The sequence below is a fragment of the Mojavia sp. genome, from assembly GCF_059505145.1.
The window spans coordinates 2,524-20,122 of record NZ_JCACKA010000083.1 but is presented as its reverse complement, the minus strand read 5'-3'; the positions used below and the strand labels follow the sequence as shown (position 1 = coordinate 20,122).

Annotated in this window: 16 protein-coding genes; 8 read left to right on the top strand and 8 right to left on the bottom strand. The window is 42.8% G+C overall.

The window, feature by feature from the left end:
* Window positions 1-237: 237 nt before the first annotated feature.
* The 3 genes from AC5JL8_RS24355 to AC5JL8_RS24345 all read right to left on the bottom strand — a co-directional run bounded on the left by AC5JL8_RS24355 (window position 238) and on the right by AC5JL8_RS24345 (window position 2,262).
* Complete coding sequence (locus AC5JL8_RS24355; protein ID WP_495882254.1) at window positions 238-477, bottom strand: hypothetical protein; 240 nt, start codon at window positions 475-477, stop codon at window positions 238-240.
* Window positions 478-503: 26 nt separating this feature from the next.
* Window positions 504-893, bottom strand: a complete 390-nt coding sequence (locus AC5JL8_RS24350; protein WP_495882253.1) for a DoxX family protein — start codon at window positions 891-893, stop codon at window positions 504-506.
* A gap of 244 nt (window positions 894-1,137) precedes the next feature.
* Complete coding sequence (locus tag AC5JL8_RS24345) at window positions 1,138-2,262, bottom strand: RNA-guided endonuclease InsQ/TnpB family protein (protein WP_495882252.1); 1,125 nt, start codon at window positions 2,260-2,262, stop codon at window positions 1,138-1,140.
* A gap of 47 nt (window positions 2,263-2,309) precedes the next feature.
* Here AC5JL8_RS24345 and tnpA point away from each other — a divergent pair, with 47 nt between their 5' ends.
* The 6 genes from tnpA (at window position 2,310) to AC5JL8_RS24315 (ending at window position 8,312) form a co-directional block, all read left to right on the top strand.
* Complete coding sequence (gene tnpA / locus AC5JL8_RS24340; protein ID WP_495882251.1) at window positions 2,310-2,711, top strand: IS200/IS605 family transposase; 402 nt, start codon at window positions 2,310-2,312, stop codon at window positions 2,709-2,711.
* A gap of 343 nt (window positions 2,712-3,054) precedes the next feature.
* On the top strand, window positions 3,055-3,411 hold the full coding sequence (locus AC5JL8_RS24335) for a hypothetical protein (RefSeq protein ID WP_495882250.1): 357 nt from the start codon (window positions 3,055-3,057) through the stop codon (window positions 3,409-3,411).
* 383 nt (window positions 3,412-3,794) lie between these two features.
* Entirely contained in the window at window positions 3,795-4,817 is a 1,023-nt protein-coding gene (locus AC5JL8_RS24330; RefSeq protein ID WP_495882299.1) for a spore photoproduct lyase family protein, read from the top strand.
* Between the two features lie 146 nt (window positions 4,818-4,963).
* Complete coding sequence (locus AC5JL8_RS24325; RefSeq protein ID WP_495882249.1) at window positions 4,964-5,944, top strand: SDR family NAD(P)-dependent oxidoreductase; 981 nt, start codon at window positions 4,964-4,966, stop codon at window positions 5,942-5,944.
* Between the two features lie 183 nt (window positions 5,945-6,127).
* Complete coding sequence (locus AC5JL8_RS24320) at window positions 6,128-6,955, top strand: SDR family NAD(P)-dependent oxidoreductase (protein WP_495882248.1); 828 nt, start codon at window positions 6,128-6,130, stop codon at window positions 6,953-6,955.
* Window positions 6,939-8,312, top strand: a complete 1,374-nt coding sequence (locus AC5JL8_RS24315) for a flavin-containing monooxygenase (RefSeq protein ID WP_495882247.1) — start codon at window positions 6,939-6,941, stop codon at window positions 8,310-8,312. The genes AC5JL8_RS24320 and AC5JL8_RS24315 overlap by 17 nt, the downstream gene beginning before the upstream one ends.
* 433 nt (window positions 8,313-8,745) lie before the next feature.
* Here AC5JL8_RS24315 and AC5JL8_RS24310 read toward each other — a convergent pair whose 3' ends face one another.
* On the bottom strand, window positions 8,746-11,196 hold the full coding sequence (locus tag AC5JL8_RS24310; protein ID WP_495882246.1) for an ATP-dependent Clp protease ATP-binding subunit: 2,451 nt from the start codon (window positions 11,194-11,196) through the stop codon (window positions 8,746-8,748).
* 231 nt (window positions 11,197-11,427) lie between these two features.
* Here AC5JL8_RS24310 and AC5JL8_RS24305 point away from each other — a divergent pair, with 231 nt between their 5' ends.
* Complete coding sequence (locus tag AC5JL8_RS24305) at window positions 11,428-11,724, top strand: DUF3288 family protein (RefSeq protein WP_495882245.1); 297 nt, start codon at window positions 11,428-11,430, stop codon at window positions 11,722-11,724.
* 147 nt (window positions 11,725-11,871) lie between these two features.
* Here the strand turns inward: AC5JL8_RS24305 and AC5JL8_RS24300 are convergent, their stop codons facing one another.
* Together AC5JL8_RS24300 and AC5JL8_RS24295 are read right to left on the bottom strand one after the other, a co-directional pair.
* Window positions 11,872-13,344, bottom strand: coding sequence for an MlaD family protein (locus AC5JL8_RS24300; RefSeq protein WP_495882244.1), 1,473 nt, complete (start codon window positions 13,342-13,344; stop codon window positions 11,872-11,874).
* 17 nt (window positions 13,345-13,361) lie between these two features.
* Window positions 13,362-14,144, bottom strand: coding sequence for an ABC transporter ATP-binding protein (locus tag AC5JL8_RS24295; RefSeq protein WP_495882243.1), 783 nt, complete (start codon window positions 14,142-14,144; stop codon window positions 13,362-13,364).
* Window positions 14,145-14,241: 97 nt separating this feature from the next.
* Between AC5JL8_RS24295 and AC5JL8_RS24290 the strand changes: the two genes are divergently transcribed.
* Window positions 14,242-15,750, top strand: a complete 1,509-nt coding sequence (locus AC5JL8_RS24290; RefSeq protein WP_495882242.1) for a phytoene desaturase family protein — start codon at window positions 14,242-14,244, stop codon at window positions 15,748-15,750.
* A gap of 363 nt (window positions 15,751-16,113) precedes the next feature.
* Here the strand turns inward: AC5JL8_RS24290 and AC5JL8_RS24285 are convergent, their stop codons facing one another.
* Both AC5JL8_RS24285 and AC5JL8_RS24280 read right to left on the bottom strand, forming a co-directional pair.
* Window positions 16,114-16,497 carry an endonuclease domain-containing protein gene (locus tag AC5JL8_RS24285; protein ID WP_495882241.1) on the bottom strand — a complete coding sequence of 128 codons (384 nt, stop codon included), beginning with the start codon at window positions 16,495-16,497 and terminating at the stop codon, window positions 16,114-16,116.
* A 469-nt stretch (window positions 16,498-16,966) separates the two neighbouring features.
* On the bottom strand, window positions 16,967-17,389 hold the full coding sequence (locus AC5JL8_RS24280) for a hypothetical protein (protein ID WP_495882240.1): 423 nt from the start codon (window positions 17,387-17,389) through the stop codon (window positions 16,967-16,969).
* Between the last annotated feature and the right edge of the window lie 210 nt (window positions 17,390-17,599).

Sequence of the window (17,599 nt, the reverse complement as noted above, 5' to 3'; positions counted from 1 at the left end):
TAATTAGCGATTGATACTGTGTTATCTCAAATTGAATTTTTTCTGATCAGCCCTAGAGAAAATTAAATAAAAATCTATTTGCTGATTTAACTTTTACCTATCTCAGCTTATTGCGCCTCTCTGGAGTGAACTGTTGATTTTTCTTAGGCTAGAACGTCAAAAATTCCTTAACTTTTCCGATATTGATAAAAAAACACTTCCTATTACACTCCAGAAATGAGTTACTAATATCCCATATTAGTCCAAAGGTATAGGATAATCTACTTTTTTAATTGCTACCTCTACCAATAGTTGTGTATTTATAGTATTGAAATAAGCTAGGAAATCCTCTTTATTCGCCGATATAGATTTGACACCAACTAATAAAATCAGCTGTTCTCGCAAAATTTTTAATTTGTGGAGAAATTGGTGGAGATTTACCCCAGCGATCGCTGTTAGGAATGCAATATGTAGTCTTTCAGTTGAAAAATTTCTCAAGCTTCGGTTTACGTCCGTAATAGTCCCTATGATGCTGAACGATTAGAGGTAAAAATCCTGTTATGTGGAAGACGCGCATAGCCTGCGATCGCTAAAAGAACTATCAACACAAGTGCCGGGATACTTTCTGCAGCTTCAGCTGACTTAAAATGTAACAATACACAACCAATCATCAAGACACCAAGTATTGATGCTCCTACTGTCGTGGTACGTGGAACGATCAAAAGTCCTGCCCCACCAATTTCAGCCACGCCAACTAACAGACGGAACCAGCTTGGTAAACCAAACTTAGTAAATTGGGCTACAAGTTGTTCAGCACCCGTAAGCTTTAAAACCCCGACGAACACAAAAAGTGCCGCCAGAAGAGTTGTAAGACTCCACAATGCAATCTTCTTAGCTGTACTCAGGTTTGTCATAAAAGCCACCTCTATTTAAAATGCAAGTTGATTCGGATTTAACGCAAAAATTTGGTTGATCTTTCGGGCTGTTTTTAATTAGCCTTGCCACGTAAGCATTTGGTGTCAAAAAAATTGTAGCAGGGTATAAATGTAGTCACCTGCGTTGTAAGATCATTTTAACCTTCTATTAACTGCAAATAAGCTGTAAAGCTTGAGAAAGATTTGACACACTCCCCGCAATTGAATTGCGGGGATTCTAGGCTCAAACAGCAATTGCAGGCAAAGCCCGACTGACATCACCTAACCCAACAGTCGATGCCCCGACTGCACAAATTACCCTAGATGCATTGTCGTCCCTGCCATTTACTGTTTGACAGGATGGACAACGCCAAACTCTTACAGACAAATCAAGACTTTCTAAAACGTGTCCACAGGCAGAACAAGTCTTGCTGCTGGGATACCACTGGTCGATGAAGACAACCAGTTTATTTTTCTTTTTAGCAACCCATTGTAGAATTTGTAGAAATTCACCAAACGCCAAGTCTGATATTTTTCTACCCCAAAGTCGCTGCATTCCCTTGAGGTTTAAAGTCTCAAAGCAGAAAACATCAAACTTATCAGTTAACTCATGGGCTAACTTCCAGAACCAATCACGTCGGCGATGAGAAATATCCTCATGCTTGCGTACTAAATTCTTCCTTGCTCGTTCCCTGTTGGATGAGCCTTTCAGTTTTTTAGAGTGTTGCCTACTAGCTTTGTTGATGGCGTTTAGGGACTGCTTGAAAAACTGGGGAGACTCAATTTTAGTACCGTCTGAGCAGGTGAGGAATGTCTTCAACCCAAAGTCAAAGCCAGCGATTCTACCCGTCTTAACTTCAACTTCTGGATTGCTGCCATCATCAACAACAATAACTATAAACAATTCACCTAACGGGGTGCGTTTGATGGTTAGAGTTTTGACTGCTCCCTCAATCTCTCTAGACTTCCAAAATTGATAAACTCGACTACCAATTTTCACTCTCTTGCCACCCAAAAACTTATAACCTGCTTGCTTTAGGGTGAAGGATTTGTATTTCTTTACCTTTTTAAATCCCGGTGGTCTAACTCCTTTTTTGTTGTGTTTAAAGAATAACTGGTAAGCTTTCTCAATGCGTTGACAGATATCTTGCACTGCTTGAGAGCCTACTAATTGCCAGAAAGAATTGCGCTTCCTTAATTTGGCAATATGAGATTGAAGTTTTGCACAATTGAGATGCCTGCTCCACATCCGATAGTATCGTTTGTGTAAAGCAATACAATGGTTATAAATCACCCCAGAAGCATTAATTGTGCGCTTGAGATGTCTATTCCTTTTGTGCTCGTAGAGCTTAAACTTCAATGTTTTCATGGAGCTAATGATATCATTAGCTATGTAGATAATCAATATTCATCTACATGAAAACTGTCTATAATCACTACAACCACGCAATCGGTTTGGCTACTGTTCATTTGGTCTGGATAGCGTGCCGAAGAAGAAAAGTCTTTGCCAATAATGAAGCCCTTAAGCTTAGATGTATTGAAATATTTCAATCTGTGGCTAATGACAATAAATGGGTGATTAAAGCGTTAGAGGTTGCGTCAGATCATGTTCATTTACTGGTTGAATATGACCCGCATCATTCAATATCTCAAGTGGTCAAAGCTTTCAAAGGTCGCTCATCAAAATATCTAAGGCAAGAGTTTCCAGAATTAATCAAACTACCTAGCTTGTGGACACACTCGTATATGTTTGACACCACAGGAAAAGTTAGTACACAGAAAGTCTTGGAGTACATCAACGACCCTGATCACGGATGAATAAATTCATCCTGTTCGCTTATATCCCCCGGCTGAAGCGCGCGGGCTTTACGCATCAAGACTCGTAAATGACTACTGACCACTGACAAAATCCTCGCCCACAAGGGTAATATTATGTTTGCCTAATTAGTTATAATTCTTGCATCTGTGCAAAAACCGCAAAATGCTTTTTCCCCCTGCGGTCTTAATGATAAGTCTTTCACCGGACACGATATAAAAGGATTTTTAATTTCAATAGGAAAATACTACACTTAATTGGGTATAACCCGCTCCAGTTATAGGCTTTAGGTTATGTGGCAAGATTCTAAAATAGAAGTATGTCGCTAAATAAGCATTCTTCTCAATGAAAATACAGTCATCGGTTCTAGTTCATCTGGGATTCGGTAAATATGTGCGCTCAGATCAGGTTACAGCAGTTGTACCAATTGAGGAAGAGCGCGGCCCAGGGCGACGAACCTTCGTTCATCTACAAGGGCAAAGCGATCCAATTGTTGCTTCGCGGGCTGAAGATACTATTGTGCGTGACTTAGTGCAGGAACCACGGGAAGTTACCCAAGCACGGCAACAGCAGGAAATTCTCCAAGATTTATTAGTAGACTTGGGAAATGTCAACTCGACTGTGCGTCGTATTAGCCGAGATGAAGGTGGTTTGGATCTTGAACGTTTGGAGCGGCGCGTCCGCCAAGTTTTAGAGAATTAATTAACATAATGGCTGTTGCCCGTGAGCCATCTGTCTTCAGTAGTGCTGAACAAAAGTAAGGAGTTAGGACTTACGCACTGAAGTCTGAAACCCTGATCCCCCCTAACCCCCCTTAAAAAAGGGGGAACGTCTAAAGCCACGCCACTGAGGGAGTCGGGGAACCCGCAAGGGCGCAGTGGCTGCCTCTTTTTAAGGGGGTTGGGGGATCTGAGTGCGTAACTTCTGGGAGTAATTTTATTTACTCTTTTCACTCACCATTCAGCACTGCTTTTGTGAAAAATCAGCAACGCCAAATAGATAAACACGGAGAATAATTATTCATGCATACAGTTGCAGATAACGAAGTTGCATCAGATAAAGTTGCGCGTCAACCGCGGTTGTGGATGCCAGAGCGTGTTGTATTCACAAAAGCAGCCTTAGAAGAGCCTTACGGTCAGCAGATACTTGAGAAGTTAAAATCGCTTAACTTACCCATTGAGGAATTGTCTGGAAACCGCTTAAATGGTTTGCGCGGTGAGAGCGATCGCGACACTTATAATATTGCTAAACGCACCCTTGCAGTCGTAACTGCACCACCCAGTTCTTTCAAACTCAGCCCTATCCCCCCTTCCGCTGACTGGCAATTTCATATTGCAGAAGGCTGTCCGGCTCACTGTCAATACTGTTACTTAGCAGGTAGTTTATCTGGGCCGCCAGTAATTCGTACCTATGCTAACTTGCCACAAATATTGCAGAACTTAGCAGCTTACGAAAAACCAGGAATAGCAACAACGTTTGAAGTTAGCTGTTATACTGACCCGTTAGGGATTGAGCATCTTACAGGTAGCCTTGCAGAATGTATCCGCTACTTTGGCACTCGTAGCGATGGACATCTGCGTGCTGTTTCTAAGTTCGATGCTGTAGACAAGCTACTCGATTTACCTCACAACGGTCACACACGCATGAGAATGAGCGTGAATGCTGCGCCTGTTTCCGGCCGTTTTGAGGGGGGTACGGCTTCCGTAGCATCTCGGCTTGCAGCTTTGCGGCGATTGGCATTACCACGCCAAGACGGTGGTGGTGGGTATCCAGTAGGTTTAGTCATTGCACCGATTATGCTGATTGATGATTGGCAGTTGCATTATGGCAGTTTACTAGACCAGATTAGCGAAGCGTTAGATTTCGATTGCGACCTGACTTTTGAATTGATATCGCACCGCTTCACGCCAGGGTCAAAAGAAGTATTGCAGACTTGGTATCCTCAATCAAAACTAGATATGGATGAAGCGAAACGCAGTGTCAAGCGCAATAAATTTGGCGGTACAAAGTATGTTTACGATGCTGACATGATGAAAATTGCCAAGCGCTTCTTTGAAACCGAAATTCAACGTCGCTTTCCCGCTGCCAAAATTTTATACTGGACTTAAGCGAAATCACACGTGAAGCTGTTCGCGTTATAATCTGACGGGCACTTTGTACACTCAGATATCTGTCAGATATCTCAACCTATTTGGCACAGTGCCCTCAATTCAATCTAACGGACGAATATTAAGTAGATTGTATACAAGCAATTATGAAACACCTTGAAGGTAAAGTGGCATTAGTCACGGGTGCTACACGGGGAATTGGTAAGGGAATTGCCATTAGTCTTGCTGAAGCAGGTGCAATTGTATACTTTACTGGGCGTAGCTGGGATAACCCTATTGCCAGCAATGGTGTGTCAGGTAGCCTGAGTGAAACCCAAGCAGCCATTGAGGAAATTGGTGGTGTATGTATTCCCGTTCAGGTAGATCATAGTAATGATGAGCAGGTGCGATCGCTGTTTGATCGCATTCAAGATGAGCAGAATGGACGCCTTGATTTACTGGTAAATAATGTTTACTCAGGAGTCCAAGCCTTAAGCGATGCTCAGGGAAAGCCTTTTTGGGATTTTGAACCCAGCCTTTGGGATAGTTGCAACAATGTTGGTTTACGTAGTCACTATGTTGCCAGTGTTTTTGCTGCCCGGATGATGAGCAAGCGTAATTCTGGATTGATTTGTACTATTTCTTCATGGGGCGGTTTGTCTTATATTTTCGGTGCAGCATACGGTGCTGGTAAATCAGCCTGCGATCGCTTGGCTGCTGATATGGCTGTTGAACTCAAGCCTTATAATATCACTTCACTTTCACTATGGCCAGGTATTGTAGGCACAGAGCATATTTCCCGGCTGACATCTCAAATGAACGACACAAATCCTACTGACCAGAAAAACTCATTACTTGCTGAACGTTACAACTGGGAAACTCCCTACCTTACAGGGCGGGTAATTACTGCGCTGGCAGCAGATCCCAATGTCATGCAACGCACCGGACGTGTGCAGATTGTTGCCGAACTAGCTCAACATTATAAGCTTGTAGATCAAAATGGCGATCGCCCTGTATCTTTACGCTCTTTGCGTTTTTTGATACCTTTGGCATTGCCTGTACTGAGAAAGTATCCATGGCTGATACCAGATATAAAAGTGCCCTGGTTGCTGTTACTGCTAACAACACTCAAATCGCCTCAAATTTGATTTAAATACATTTCAATTCATTACTTTATTACAAATCACATAATATCAAAAACCTAATATTTGTTAAGTTATAAACATCGTTTATTGTCACAATAATTTAGATGAGTTGGCTTTGATTTTTTAATAAATAAAATTCATAAAATAAAATAATTTTAGCAATCATTCTTTATCTGGAAAAGAGAAATGACCCAGCTATATAAGGCTGTTGTACTGATCACTGGTGCATCTGGTGGGTTCGGACAGGAACTAACCCGACAATTGTTAATGGCTGGTAGCCGATTAATTTTAACAGATGTGGATGAAGCTGTTTTGTGTAAGCGAGTTGCAGCAATTCAAAGCGTAATCTCAACTGGAGAGATTATTAGTTGCCTTGCTGTTGATCTTGCTACTCGTGAGGGATGTGAAACCCTTTATAGCCAGGTAAAAGCACTTAATATTCCTATTGACATACTGATTAATAATGCTGGCATTGCGGTGTTCGGTCGCATGGATGAAGTTCCTATGGAGAAATGGGAGCGCCTGATGCAAATCAACTTGTTAACCCCAATGCGGTTAAGTGCCCTATTTACTGCTGATATGATTGCCCGGCAAAAAGGTCACATCGTCAATATTTCATCGTTAGCAGGTTGGTCAGCACCAGCTGGATTAACTCATTATGCAGCTAGCAAATTCGGTTTGCGTGGCTTCAGCGAAGGACTGTTCAATGAAGTAAAAGATTATAAAGTAAAAGTTACAGCTGTTTATCCTTTTTTTAGCCGTACACCTATTCTCCAATCAGAAACTTTTGGAACTTTAGGTAAGCTGATCGAAGATGGCTTTCCAGAACGTTTAGCAACCGATCCAGTAAAAGTAATACGCGCAACTATTCAAGGAATTGTTCACGATAAACTGCACGTATTTCCCGATCCAACTGCTAAAAACGTCCATCTTTTGAAAAGATATTCTCCTCTGCTACTGGACTGGATTAGTGATGCATTTATCAGGAGGTTGAAAGTTGGTCAACGTAAGTAATTCTAGTAAAACTCAAAAGATGTTTGAGACTAGTGACAAACATCTGATTATCGGGGCTGGATTTGTCGGATTGGGTATGGCTCAAATACTTAAAGCTGCCGATATTCCCTACGATCAAGTCGATGCTAGTGACGATATCGGCGGTAATTGGTATCACGGCGTTTACGAAACTGCACATATCATTTCGTCACGCAAGATTACCCAATTTACTCATTTCCCCATGCCGGCTCATTATCCCGACTTCCCTAGCGCGCAGAATATGCGGGATTATTTGAACGCCTTTGCCGATCATTTTGATTTGCGTGAACATATCGAATTGAATCGTACAATTAGTTACGTGCGACCAGTCGAAAACAATCTCTGGGAAGTATCTTTTGCTAATGGGGAACAGCGAATTTATAAAGGAGTGTTGATTTGTAATGGTCATCACTGGTGCAAACGGTTTCCCAAATTCCAGGGAGAATTTAACGGCGAGATTATCCATTCCAAAGATTACAAACATCCTAATCAACTTGCTGGTAAACGAGTTCTGGTTATTGGTGGCGGAAACTCAGCTTGCGATGTCGCAGCAGAAGCAGCCCGTGTGGGAGCTAAATCTGTTCTGAGTATGCGTGAATCAGTGTGGTTCATTCCGAAGTCATTTGCTGGAGTTCCAACTGCCGAACTGTTGAAATGGTGGATGCCAGAATGGTTACAACGGCTTGTGGCTTATGGAATTATAGGCCTAACATTCGGCACTCATAAAAATTATGGTCTACCTAAACCCAACCATCAAGTGTTTGCAAAGCACCCGACTCTGAATAACGAAGTGCCTTATTACATCAAACATGGACGAATTACTCCCAAGCCTGCTGTGCGTCGTTTGGATGGTTGGGAAGTGGAATTTGTTGATGGTAGTCGAGAAACATTTGATTTAATCATTTGTGCTACTGGGTTTTACGTCTCGTATCCGTTTCTACCTGTAGAACTTCAACGCGTTGAAGGAGCAGCAGTTCAATGTTATGGCGGCTCATTTTTCGCCGATTACAAGGGACTGTATTTTATTGGTTGGGGACAAGCAAGAGGCGGAGTGGGATCGCTCATTTCAGCTTATAGTTCACTTTTCATCCGTTTTCTCAAACTCCAGGATGAAATCAATGTGCCTATCGGTATGGTTCTCAAAGAAATGGGGCAACAATTACCGAAAACTCATCTTGCTGATCCGCAGCAGATTTTTAGACAATTAAAGCTTGTTAATTTCTTCTTTAACCGGATTGTTAGAAAAGCCTATCAAGTTGATAGCAAATATTCCAACTTTAGTAATAGTCCACTACCTCCCTTACAGGATATTTCTAAAACTCAGCCGTTAGCAAGGTAAGCTTTTGTGCTTTTAATTTGCACAAGTCCGATACCCCGCAATACGGTTCGGATAATAAATTTATTCGTGTTCGCGTAGCGTCTCCGACTGGAGAAGGCAGGCAGGGGAGCAGGGAGCAGGGAGCAGGGGGAAGGAACAGTCGCGTTGAACCCAATACGGTTCAGATAAGAGTTGATCCTCCCTAACCCTCCTTAAAAAGGAGGGGATTAAGCCCCCCTTTTTCTAAGGGGGGTTGGGGGGATCTTTTGGAATCGAATACCACTAACTGAACCGTATTGGCGTTGAACCAGAAATTGGAATAATTTATTTTTTGGAGTTCCCTTAATTGCCAAACGTCTGTGTCAAAAAAAATACCCTGGTAGAAATACCAGGGTTTAAAAAAGTTATTATTTACCATTTCACTTGATAACAATCAAGTGAAATGGTAAAAATACTAGCTAACATTTGCCAAGAGTAACTCGCGTTGTTCTGACTTTTGGACTTTTACCTTACCGTCATCGTCAACATCAACAATGGCTGTGTCTCCATTTGTGATTTGACCGGACAGCATGGCTTCGGCAAGAGAATCTTCTAACAGGCGCATAATCGCTCGGCGTAATGGTCTAGCACCGTAGCTGGGGTTGTAGCCTTCTTGCACTACAAGTTCTTTGAAGCGATCGCTCACTTCTAGAGTGATTCCCTTTTCTGCCAAGCGGACAGAAACTTCACGTAAGAGGATGTCAGCAATTAGCTTGACTTCATCCTTGGAAAGCTGGGTGAACACAATAATCTCATCAAGACGGTTGAGGAACTCAGGACGGAAGTAAGCTTTGAGTTCTTCGTTAACCAAGTTACGGATGCGGTTGTAACTAGCGTCGGCTTGATTGTCAAAGTCGAAGCCTAAACCACCGCCACCTTTTTCAATCACCTTAGAACCAATGTTAGAAGTCAAAATAATCAAAGTGTTCTTGAAGTCCACTTTCCGACCTTTGGCATCGGTGAGGTGACCGTCATCCAAGATTTGCAGCAGCATATTGAATACATCGGGGTGTGCTTTTTCGATTTCGTCGAATAGCAACACTGTGTAAGGTTTACGCCGCACAGCTTCAGTAAGTTGTCCACCTTCGTCGTATCCTACGTAACCGGGAGGCGAACCAATGAGCTTGGAAACGGTGTGTCCTTCCATGTATTCGGACATATCCAGGCGAATCATGGCTTCTTCCGAACCGAAGAAGTAAGCAGCTAATGCTTTTGCTAATTCTGTTTTACCAACTCCGGTAGGGCCAGAGAAGATAAAGCTAGCAATTGGGCGATTGGGGTTCTTTAACCCGACTCTAGCGCGACGGATGGCACGAGATACAGCCGTAACTGCTTGCTCTTGGCCGATAAGCCGTTGATGGAGTGTGTCTTCCAGATGCAACAGTAACTCTGACTCTGATTCAGTTAGCTTGTTAACTGGTACACCAGTCCAGGAAGCAACGATTTGAGCGATGTCTTCCTCATCCACAATGGGAGTTTTCAGAGGTGCATCGCTTTGGGAATCGGGGTGCAGTTTCTTTTGCAGTTCCAATTCCTGGTCGCGCAGCTTAGTAGCGTTGTCAAAATCTTGGATTCTGACTGCTTCTTCTTTGGATTTGGTAACACCAGCGAGTTCGCGTTTGAGTTCTTTATTAGGCGAAATCTGAGAGTTCCGCAGACGAACGCGAGAACCAGCTTCATCAATCAAGTCTATTGCTTTATCTGGCAAGAAGCGATCGCTAATGTAGCGGTCTGACAATTGGGCGGCGGCTAAAACAGCAGCATCGGAAATTGTCACTTTGTGATGTTGTTCGTAAGCTCCCCGTAAGCCGTAGAGAATCTCAATAGTTTCTTCTACTGTGGGTTCGCCTACCATGATTGGTTGGAAACGACGCTCTAAGGCTGCATCGCGCTCAATGTGCTTGCGGTACTCATCTAGGGTGGTTGCACCAACGCACTGGAGTTCGCCTCTGGCCAAGGCAGGCTTGAGGATATTGGCTGCATCCAAGCCGCCTTCTGTGCCACCAGCACCTACTAAGGTGTGAATTTCGTCAATCACTAGGATGATATTACCGACAGAGCGGATTTCATCCACAATTTTCTTGATGCGTTCTTCAAAATCGCCCCGGAAGCGAGTTCCAGCTACCACTGACCCCATATCGAGGCTGACAACTTGCTTGTCTAGCAAAACTTCAGGAACATCTTGGTTGATAATACGTTGAGCTAGACCTTCAGCGATCGCTGTTTTACCAACTCCTGGTTCCCCAATCAATACTGGATTATTCTTAGTCCGACGTCCGAGAATTTGAATGGCACGTTCAATTTCCTTTTCACGACCGACTATCGGGTCAAGCTTGCCTTCTTTTGCCAGTTTAGAAAGATTTCTGCCAAACTCTTCTAGGCTAAGTGCTTGCTGCGTGCGCTTTGAACCACCGCCAGCGAAAGCGTTGGGGTTTTCACCTAAACGACGAATCACAGCAGTGCGAACGCTCTTGAGGTCAACGCCCAGGTTTTGCAACACTTTGGCGGCTACACCTTCACCAGCCTCGGTTAATCCTAAGAGTAAGTGTTCAGTATTAATGTAATTATGTCCAAGGCTATTAGCTTCTTTAAATGATTGCTCGAAGAGGCTTTTTACCTTAGGAGTAAAAGGAATTTCTGGTGGTACAAAGCCAGAACCCCTACCAATAATTTTTTCGACCTCTCGACGTCCTTCCTTGAGGGTAACGCCTAATTCGGCCAATACTTTAGCAGCAACCCCAGTTCCTTCTCCCAAAAGCCCCAGGAGAATTTGCTCTGTTCCTACAAAGTTGTGTCCCAGGCGTCGTGCTTCCTCCTGAGCTAGCATTATTACTTTAATTGCTTCGGAAGTGAAGTGTTCAAACATAGCGGGTCCTTGCTCCCTTGCTGCTTGGACTGTGGGTGAAATACAATTCACCCTTATCTAAAGTTTCTTGTATTTTCTTAAAGACAATGTATCTTTATTTAAACTTGATCAGCAGTGGTGAGAGCCGTAAGAGTTAAGGTGTGGTTGCCGTCATCTTCAATTATGGCGCGATGGGAAGATTCTTAACTCTAGACTCTGGATGAATTAACAATCTGACTAAAGGTATAAACAATGACTGAAGCATCGGGAAGTAAAGACCAACAACATCCGCTTCACAACCGCGATCGCCCCACTATTAATATTTTACTAGCTCAAGAGCCGACAGATTATAATTTAGCAGAATTGGCTAGGCTCATAATTCGTTATCAAGGTTTTCCAGGCGCGCGAGATATCCAACAAGATTTAGATAAAGTATTGCAGCGCTGGGGTTTGAGTGAAACAGAGCTATTTGAAAAAACTCGCCAGATTCACAATCAGGGAGGAATTTATAAAAGTCGCGGCAAAAAAGAAGAACAAGACTGGAATTAGTCAATCCCTTTGGGTAATTCAAAATTCAAAATTCACTCATTCAAAATTCAGACTTTTCCCTACATCCATTTTAGAGCTAGACCCCCACGGGCAATTGCCCACAACCAGGGCATGAAATTCAATACCCAATGCCCAATACCCAAAAGATTATGGGTTAGGAGCTAGTTCTTCTTTATTCTGTGATTTTTGATCCCTGAACCCTAGCTCCTCAGTTTTCCCCTCTTTATTTCCTGCATCTCGCTGGCCTTCATACTCCCGTAGTTGCTTTAATAGTTCTTCTTGCGATGCTTTGATAGTAAATGAATTGACAAGTTTTTGAGTATCTGCCTCAGCACTTTTTACACCATCTGGTGGAAATTTAATAGTTAATGCCTGTTGCTTAATAGCTTGTATGGGAACTACCTTCTCTGGTTTATTAATCGACGATTTGAGCGAGTCTAGGGTAGAAGCAACCTGCACTTGCTGCTCCATTTGTTGTGTAGAAGAGACCAAATTACTTAGACCATTTACCAACTGTCGCAAATTTTGCCGGAAAGCTGGATCGCCTGTCAATTCATCCAAATCAGAGGTAATTTTTTGCGTATTTTCAAATGTTACTCGTGCCGAATCTAAGGTTCTTTGTATTAGTACTAAGTTATTTGGATCGTTTAAAGTTTGAGTGGCATCACGTAAATTAGCTGATGCTTGTGCTGCATTTGCCGAAAGAGTTTCTAAGTTTTTAATTACTTCACCTTGGGTTAAGCGATTAAGCGTAGGTGATAAAGTGTTGACTGTAGTGAGCAGTTGGTTGCTAGTTTGAGTAATGTTATTCAAAGCACCAACCAAAGAAGAACGATTTGTTGTCAATAGGTTGTCTAGATTAGTCAACAGACGGCTTGCTTGAGTTGCGGTGAGACTAAATTGCTTTGCTGTTGAGCCAAGTTGATCTAGCGTGCGGCTTGTAGATGCACTCACTTGATTTGACGCTTGTTGTACTGAAGTAGCAGTGGCAGAAAAAGTACCTAATTGTTGTTGTGCGTTTCTGGACAAACTCTGGAGATCCCGACTCAGAACAGTAACACTAGTTGCTGCTGCTGAGGAGGTTTCTAGTAGCCTATTGACGCTGCGATAGAATTTGGGGTCATTGTATACAGTGGCTAACTCGGTTGTGCTGCGAATTAATTGATCGAGACTGATGCCAATTTGACCTTGTAACCTAGCACCATTACAAATTATGAGGTTGCGATCGCAATTTGGAGCTAGCGGTTTCGCAACGACAGTTCCAGCAGGTAGCGCGGTTTTTGGTGTGATGTCGATAATACTTTCACTGATCAGTCCGCTCTGATTCGCTTCCACTACTACATCACGGGGGATAATCAAATCAGGTTGGGCGATTTCAATTTCTACTTCAACATTATTTGGCCCTGGGCGAATTGCAGAAATGTTGCCTACTTTAACGCCACGGTAACGGACTGGTGCGCCTCTTTGCATCCCACCAGCGTTAGCAAATTCTACAATAGCTTTGTATGTATTACGACTACCAGTATATCTATTTAGCCACAAAACTATTAGCCCAAATACTCCCAGCCCTAGTAAGAGCAACAGCCCCACAGAACCTTCCCTAAATGTTCGTGAACGCATTTTTTTTCTCCACCCATCTAGCCGGCGACCTGAATCGGACCTTGCACACTCCCACTCATAAATTGTCTAATCAATGGATGGTCTGTGCTATCTATTTCACTCACTGTACCCTGCCATTGCACTCTACCTTGATATAGAAATATAAGTCTATCAGCTGTACGTCTAATGGTACTGTCCTGATGAGTAACAATAGCATAAGTACTACAGACTCCTTGCGACTGTTGCAAATGACGGATTAAATCTTCAATCACAGTTGAGGCAATTGGATCGAGTCCGGCTGTAGGTTCATCGTAAAGTAAAAGTTCTTGCCCTTGAATGGCGCTATCAGGGTTAGACATAATTGCACGGGCAAAACTTACTCGTTTTCGCATACCTCCAGACAGTTCAGATGGATAAAGATTTCCTGTTCCTGGTAACCCTACCATCTCCAAATTTTGATTGACCATTTCTCGAATGCGCGATCGCGGTATTTTAGAGTTTTGGTACAGTAAAAACCCGACATTCTCTTCTACTGTCAACGAATCAAACAATGCTGCTTGCTGAAACACCATCCCAATACCAATAGGATCGGCATGATCCTCAATCAAACCGTTTCGTCGCTTTCCTTGCACATAAATTTCTCCGGTGTCGGGGGGTAATAATCCTGCAATAATTCGTAAGATGGTGGATTTACCAGTCCCCGAAGGGCCAATAACTCCTAGTGCTTCTCCCCGATAAATTGTCAAATCTACATTATCTAAAACCTTATTCCTACCAAAGGACTTAGAAATACCTTTCAATTCAATTAATGGTTCATTCATTGGTTATTAGTCATTAGTCATTGGTCATTAGTCAAAAGCCAAAATAAGCTACTCTGGATTTTGGACTTTTGGCCCTGGAGTTTGCAAAGCGGCAAAAATGCAAGATAGTGATGTCATAGTAATTGGTAGCGGTATCGGCGGGTTATGTACAGCCGGATTACTTGCTCGTTATGGCAAGCGAGTGATTGTGTGTGAGAGTCATACAATTGCTGGAGGTGCTGCTCATAGTTTTAAACGACGGGGATTTGAATTTGATTCTGGCCCTTCTTTCTATTGTGGTTTGACTGCTGCCCAGAGTTTAAACCCTGTAAAACAAGTTTTGGATGTTCTGGGTGAATCCATTCAAGTTATACCCTATGATCCTTTAGGACACTACCATTTTCCCGAAGGAACGATCGCAGTTTACAGCGATGCTGAACGCTACTGGCATGAGGTGCATCAAATTACGCCCCAAGGTGCTAAAGAACTCCAGCAGTTTACAGAACGCTTGTTAGGGTTGTATGAGGCGATGAAGGGCATTCCCACCCTAGCTCTGAGGACAGATTGGCAGATAATTTTGGTGTTAGTCAAACGTTACCTGCCATCTTTGGTGAAAATGTTGCCTTACTTGCCAATGGTGCAGAATTCTGCTGGCAATGTTATGGATGCTACAGTACAAGACCCTTGGGTGCGGCGACTCATCGATTTAGAATGCTTTTTGCTGTCGGGTTTAAAAGCACATGGGACAATTGCTCCAGAGTTAGCTTTTATGTTAGGCGAACGCTCCCGTGCTGGAGTCGAGTATCCGGTTGGGGGTAGTGGGGCAATTGTTCAAGCTTTGGTGCGGGGTTTAGAACGCTGGGGTGGAAAGTTGCGTTTAGGATGCCACGTTGAGCAAATTTTGGTGGAATCTGGCAAAGTGATTGGTGTGCAGTCGCGTAATGGCGATATCCTCAAAGCACCTATAGTGATTTCTAATGCAAGTATCTGGGATACTTACAATCATTTGTTACGCCCCGAAGATTTACCTGCAAATTATCGCCAAGCAGCTTTAGAAACACCAGCCGTTGACAGCTTCATGCACTTGCATTTAGGTATCCGTGCTGAAGGCTTAGAAAATCTCACAGGTCATCATGTAGTAGTCCACGATTCTCAGCAGGATATAACTACCCCAGGAAATACCTGCATGATTTCAATTCCCAGCGTATGGGATGCAACTCTTGCGCCAACAGGACATCATGTAGTTCATGCCTATACCCTCGAATCATACGCCGGATGGGAAAGAAATGACGGCTATGAAGAAAAGAAACAACACAAAGCCCAATCTTTATATCGCGCTTTAGAGAAGATTATCCCCGATATCCGGGAACGTGTCGTGGTGGAACTAATTGGTACACCCCTAACTCATGCTCATTATCTCCGAAGATATCAGGGAACTTATGGCCCAGCGATCGCCGCAGGTAAGGGAATGTTTCCCAGTACACATACCCCTATACAAGGTTTATATCGCGTCGGTGATAGTACTATGCCAGGAATTGGTGTGCCAGCAGTGGCGGCGTCTGGTATTTTGTGTGCGAATACTTTAGTCAAGATGCATCAGACAGAGGCGTTGTTAGAGGATGTTTGAAAAGTCCTCTTATCAGTAGCAAAACGTTTTAGATCCCCCTAAATCCCCCTTAAAAAGGGGGACTTTGATTCCGGTTCCCCCCTTTTTAAGGCTACCGTGTACACACAAGTCTTTGAGAGTTGCCCCACAGACTTTTGATCCCCCCAACCCCCCTTTCCAAGGGGGGCTAAAATCCCTCAAAGTCCTCCAATTTATCGGAGGATAATGACGGATCTACAATGATTTCGGTTTAGTACACAGATGTGTGTACACCGTAGCCTTTTTAAGGGAGACTTTGATTCCGGTTCCCCCCTTTTTAAGGGGGGCTAGGGGGGATCGATTGCAATATTTCGTACTTCTCAGACATCCTCTTAAAAATGAGGTTTAGGGTTTAGGGGTGATTAAACCCTCTATCTGCTCACATACACTATCAAACTGATTTAAAACTTGACTATTTGTAAACCTAATAATTTTTAAACCATAGCCTTCTAGAATTCTTGCCCTCTCTATGTCATAGTCTTTACCTTCATCTGTAAAATGGCTATCCCCATCAATTTCAATCACTAGTTGTAAAGTAGGACAATAGAAATCAACTATAAAATAATTAATTGGTCGTTGCCTTAAAACCCGAAATTGAAAATTCCTCAAATACTCACACCACAGCTTTTTTTCTGCTGGAGTCATGTTTTTGCGAAGTTCTTTTGCTCTTTCTACAAGCTTTGGATTGTAAGGTAAATGGAAATCGCTACTTTTAAGGTTGTTTGTCATAGTTTCTAGCGTTTATCCCTTTAAACTCCTTAAAAAATTATGAAATAAAATTAAAGTCCCCCTTTTTAAGAGGGGAACCGAAAAAACATCTATCAAAGTCTCCCTTTTTAAGGAAACCGGAAAAACATCTCTCAAAGTCCCCCTTTTTAAGGGGGATTTAGGGGGATCGAGATATGTGCAACTTCACATTAAATTGATATTAAAGGGGATTTAGGAGGATCGAATGACTTGTGTTTACACCGTAGCCTTTTTAAAGGAGGTTGGAGGGATAAACCAGTGCTTAAAATTACAGCCAACCACTTTTCAGACAACCTCTTAAGCAGATGACGATCGCTCCTTATATCTGCTTACAAATAGAGCGATGCCAAAGGCAAGCCCTCCGGGTTCAGCAGTTGCTTCAAGTCGGGGAACCCGCCCAACGCACTGCTTCACCGCTATGCGTCTACGCTAACATTATGCAGTTAAACGATTATGGTAAAACAACAGAGCTTTCCTTACCATTGTTGTTTGCATCATTCAAGAGTGTAACTGTACTCTCTGATGAGGATTGAGATTTGCTTGAACGGCGTGATGAACTCTTGCGTTGCTTACCTCCCGCCTGGACATATTGCAAACTATCTTTGCCATAATTGGTTGCGACACTCATTAACATCTTTTCCGAATAGCTGTTTAATTCTTCTTCAGTTAGAGAGAGGCGACCTGCCATTTCATCCAGGGTAGAGAGTAAAGTGTTGTAAGTTGATAGCTGAGTTTGCAAAGTTTGAATACGTTTGTCGTAGTCTGTCAAATTCAATCCCCTGCCAAAGTCTAGTGTCGGGCTAATTGATCGCATTCCAGAAATTCGCCGTAGAGCTTTTTCAAGAGTCGGTGAACTGCGTTTTGGTCTTACCATAAGATGCGCTCCTGAAGAAAATCAGAGTATTACTGCGTATACTCTAGCCAATGCAACAATAAAACCCTATGAGAAATAATTCGGAAAAAATTAACTGCAAATCGACATTAATCTGATTATTTTTAGTTGGTTATACTGAAATTTTTAAAAGGAGCGTCTTCAAAGTCGTGTTGAAAGACTTCAAAGTCGTGTTGAGAGTCTTCAAAGTCG

What these genes read in the sequence shown, in the direction of transcription:
- AC5JL8_RS24350 (WP_495882253.1), bottom strand. Translation starts at nt 893, where the DNA reads ATGACAAACCTGAGTACAGCTAAGAAGATTGCATTGTGGAGTCTTACA.
- AC5JL8_RS24345 (WP_495882252.1), bottom strand. Translation starts at nt 2,262, where the DNA reads ATGAAAACATTGAAGTTTAAGCTCTACGAGCACAAAAGGAATAGACAT.
- tnpA (WP_495882251.1), top strand. Translation starts at nt 2,310, where the DNA reads ATGAAAACTGTCTATAATCACTACAACCACGCAATCGGTTTGGCTACT.
- AC5JL8_RS24335 (WP_495882250.1), top strand. Translation starts at nt 3,055, where the DNA reads ATGAAAATACAGTCATCGGTTCTAGTTCATCTGGGATTCGGTAAATAT.
- AC5JL8_RS24330 (WP_495882299.1), top strand. Translation starts at nt 3,795, where the DNA reads ATGCCAGAGCGTGTTGTATTCACAAAAGCAGCCTTAGAAGAGCCTTAC.
- AC5JL8_RS24325 (WP_495882249.1), top strand. Translation starts at nt 4,964, where the DNA reads ATGAAACACCTTGAAGGTAAAGTGGCATTAGTCACGGGTGCTACACGG.
- AC5JL8_RS24320 (WP_495882248.1), top strand. Translation starts at nt 6,128, where the DNA reads ATGACCCAGCTATATAAGGCTGTTGTACTGATCACTGGTGCATCTGGT.
- AC5JL8_RS24310 (WP_495882246.1), bottom strand. Translation starts at nt 11,196, where the DNA reads ATGTTTGAACACTTCACTTCCGAAGCAATTAAAGTAATAATGCTAGCT.
- AC5JL8_RS24305 (WP_495882245.1), top strand. Translation starts at nt 11,428, where the DNA reads ATGACTGAAGCATCGGGAAGTAAAGACCAACAACATCCGCTTCACAAC.
- AC5JL8_RS24300 (WP_495882244.1), bottom strand. Translation starts at nt 13,344, where the DNA reads ATGCGTTCACGAACATTTAGGGAAGGTTCTGTGGGGCTGTTGCTCTTA.
- AC5JL8_RS24295 (WP_495882243.1), bottom strand. Translation starts at nt 14,144, where the DNA reads ATGAATGAACCATTAATTGAATTGAAAGGTATTTCTAAGTCCTTTGGT.
- AC5JL8_RS24290 (WP_495882242.1), top strand. Translation starts at nt 14,242, where the DNA reads ATGCAAGATAGTGATGTCATAGTAATTGGTAGCGGTATCGGCGGGTTA.
- AC5JL8_RS24285 (WP_495882241.1), bottom strand. Translation starts at nt 16,497, where the DNA reads ATGACAAACAACCTTAAAAGTAGCGATTTCCATTTACCTTACAATCCA.
- AC5JL8_RS24280 (WP_495882240.1), bottom strand. Translation starts at nt 17,389, where the DNA reads ATGGTAAGACCAAAACGCAGTTCACCGACTCTTGAAAAAGCTCTACGG.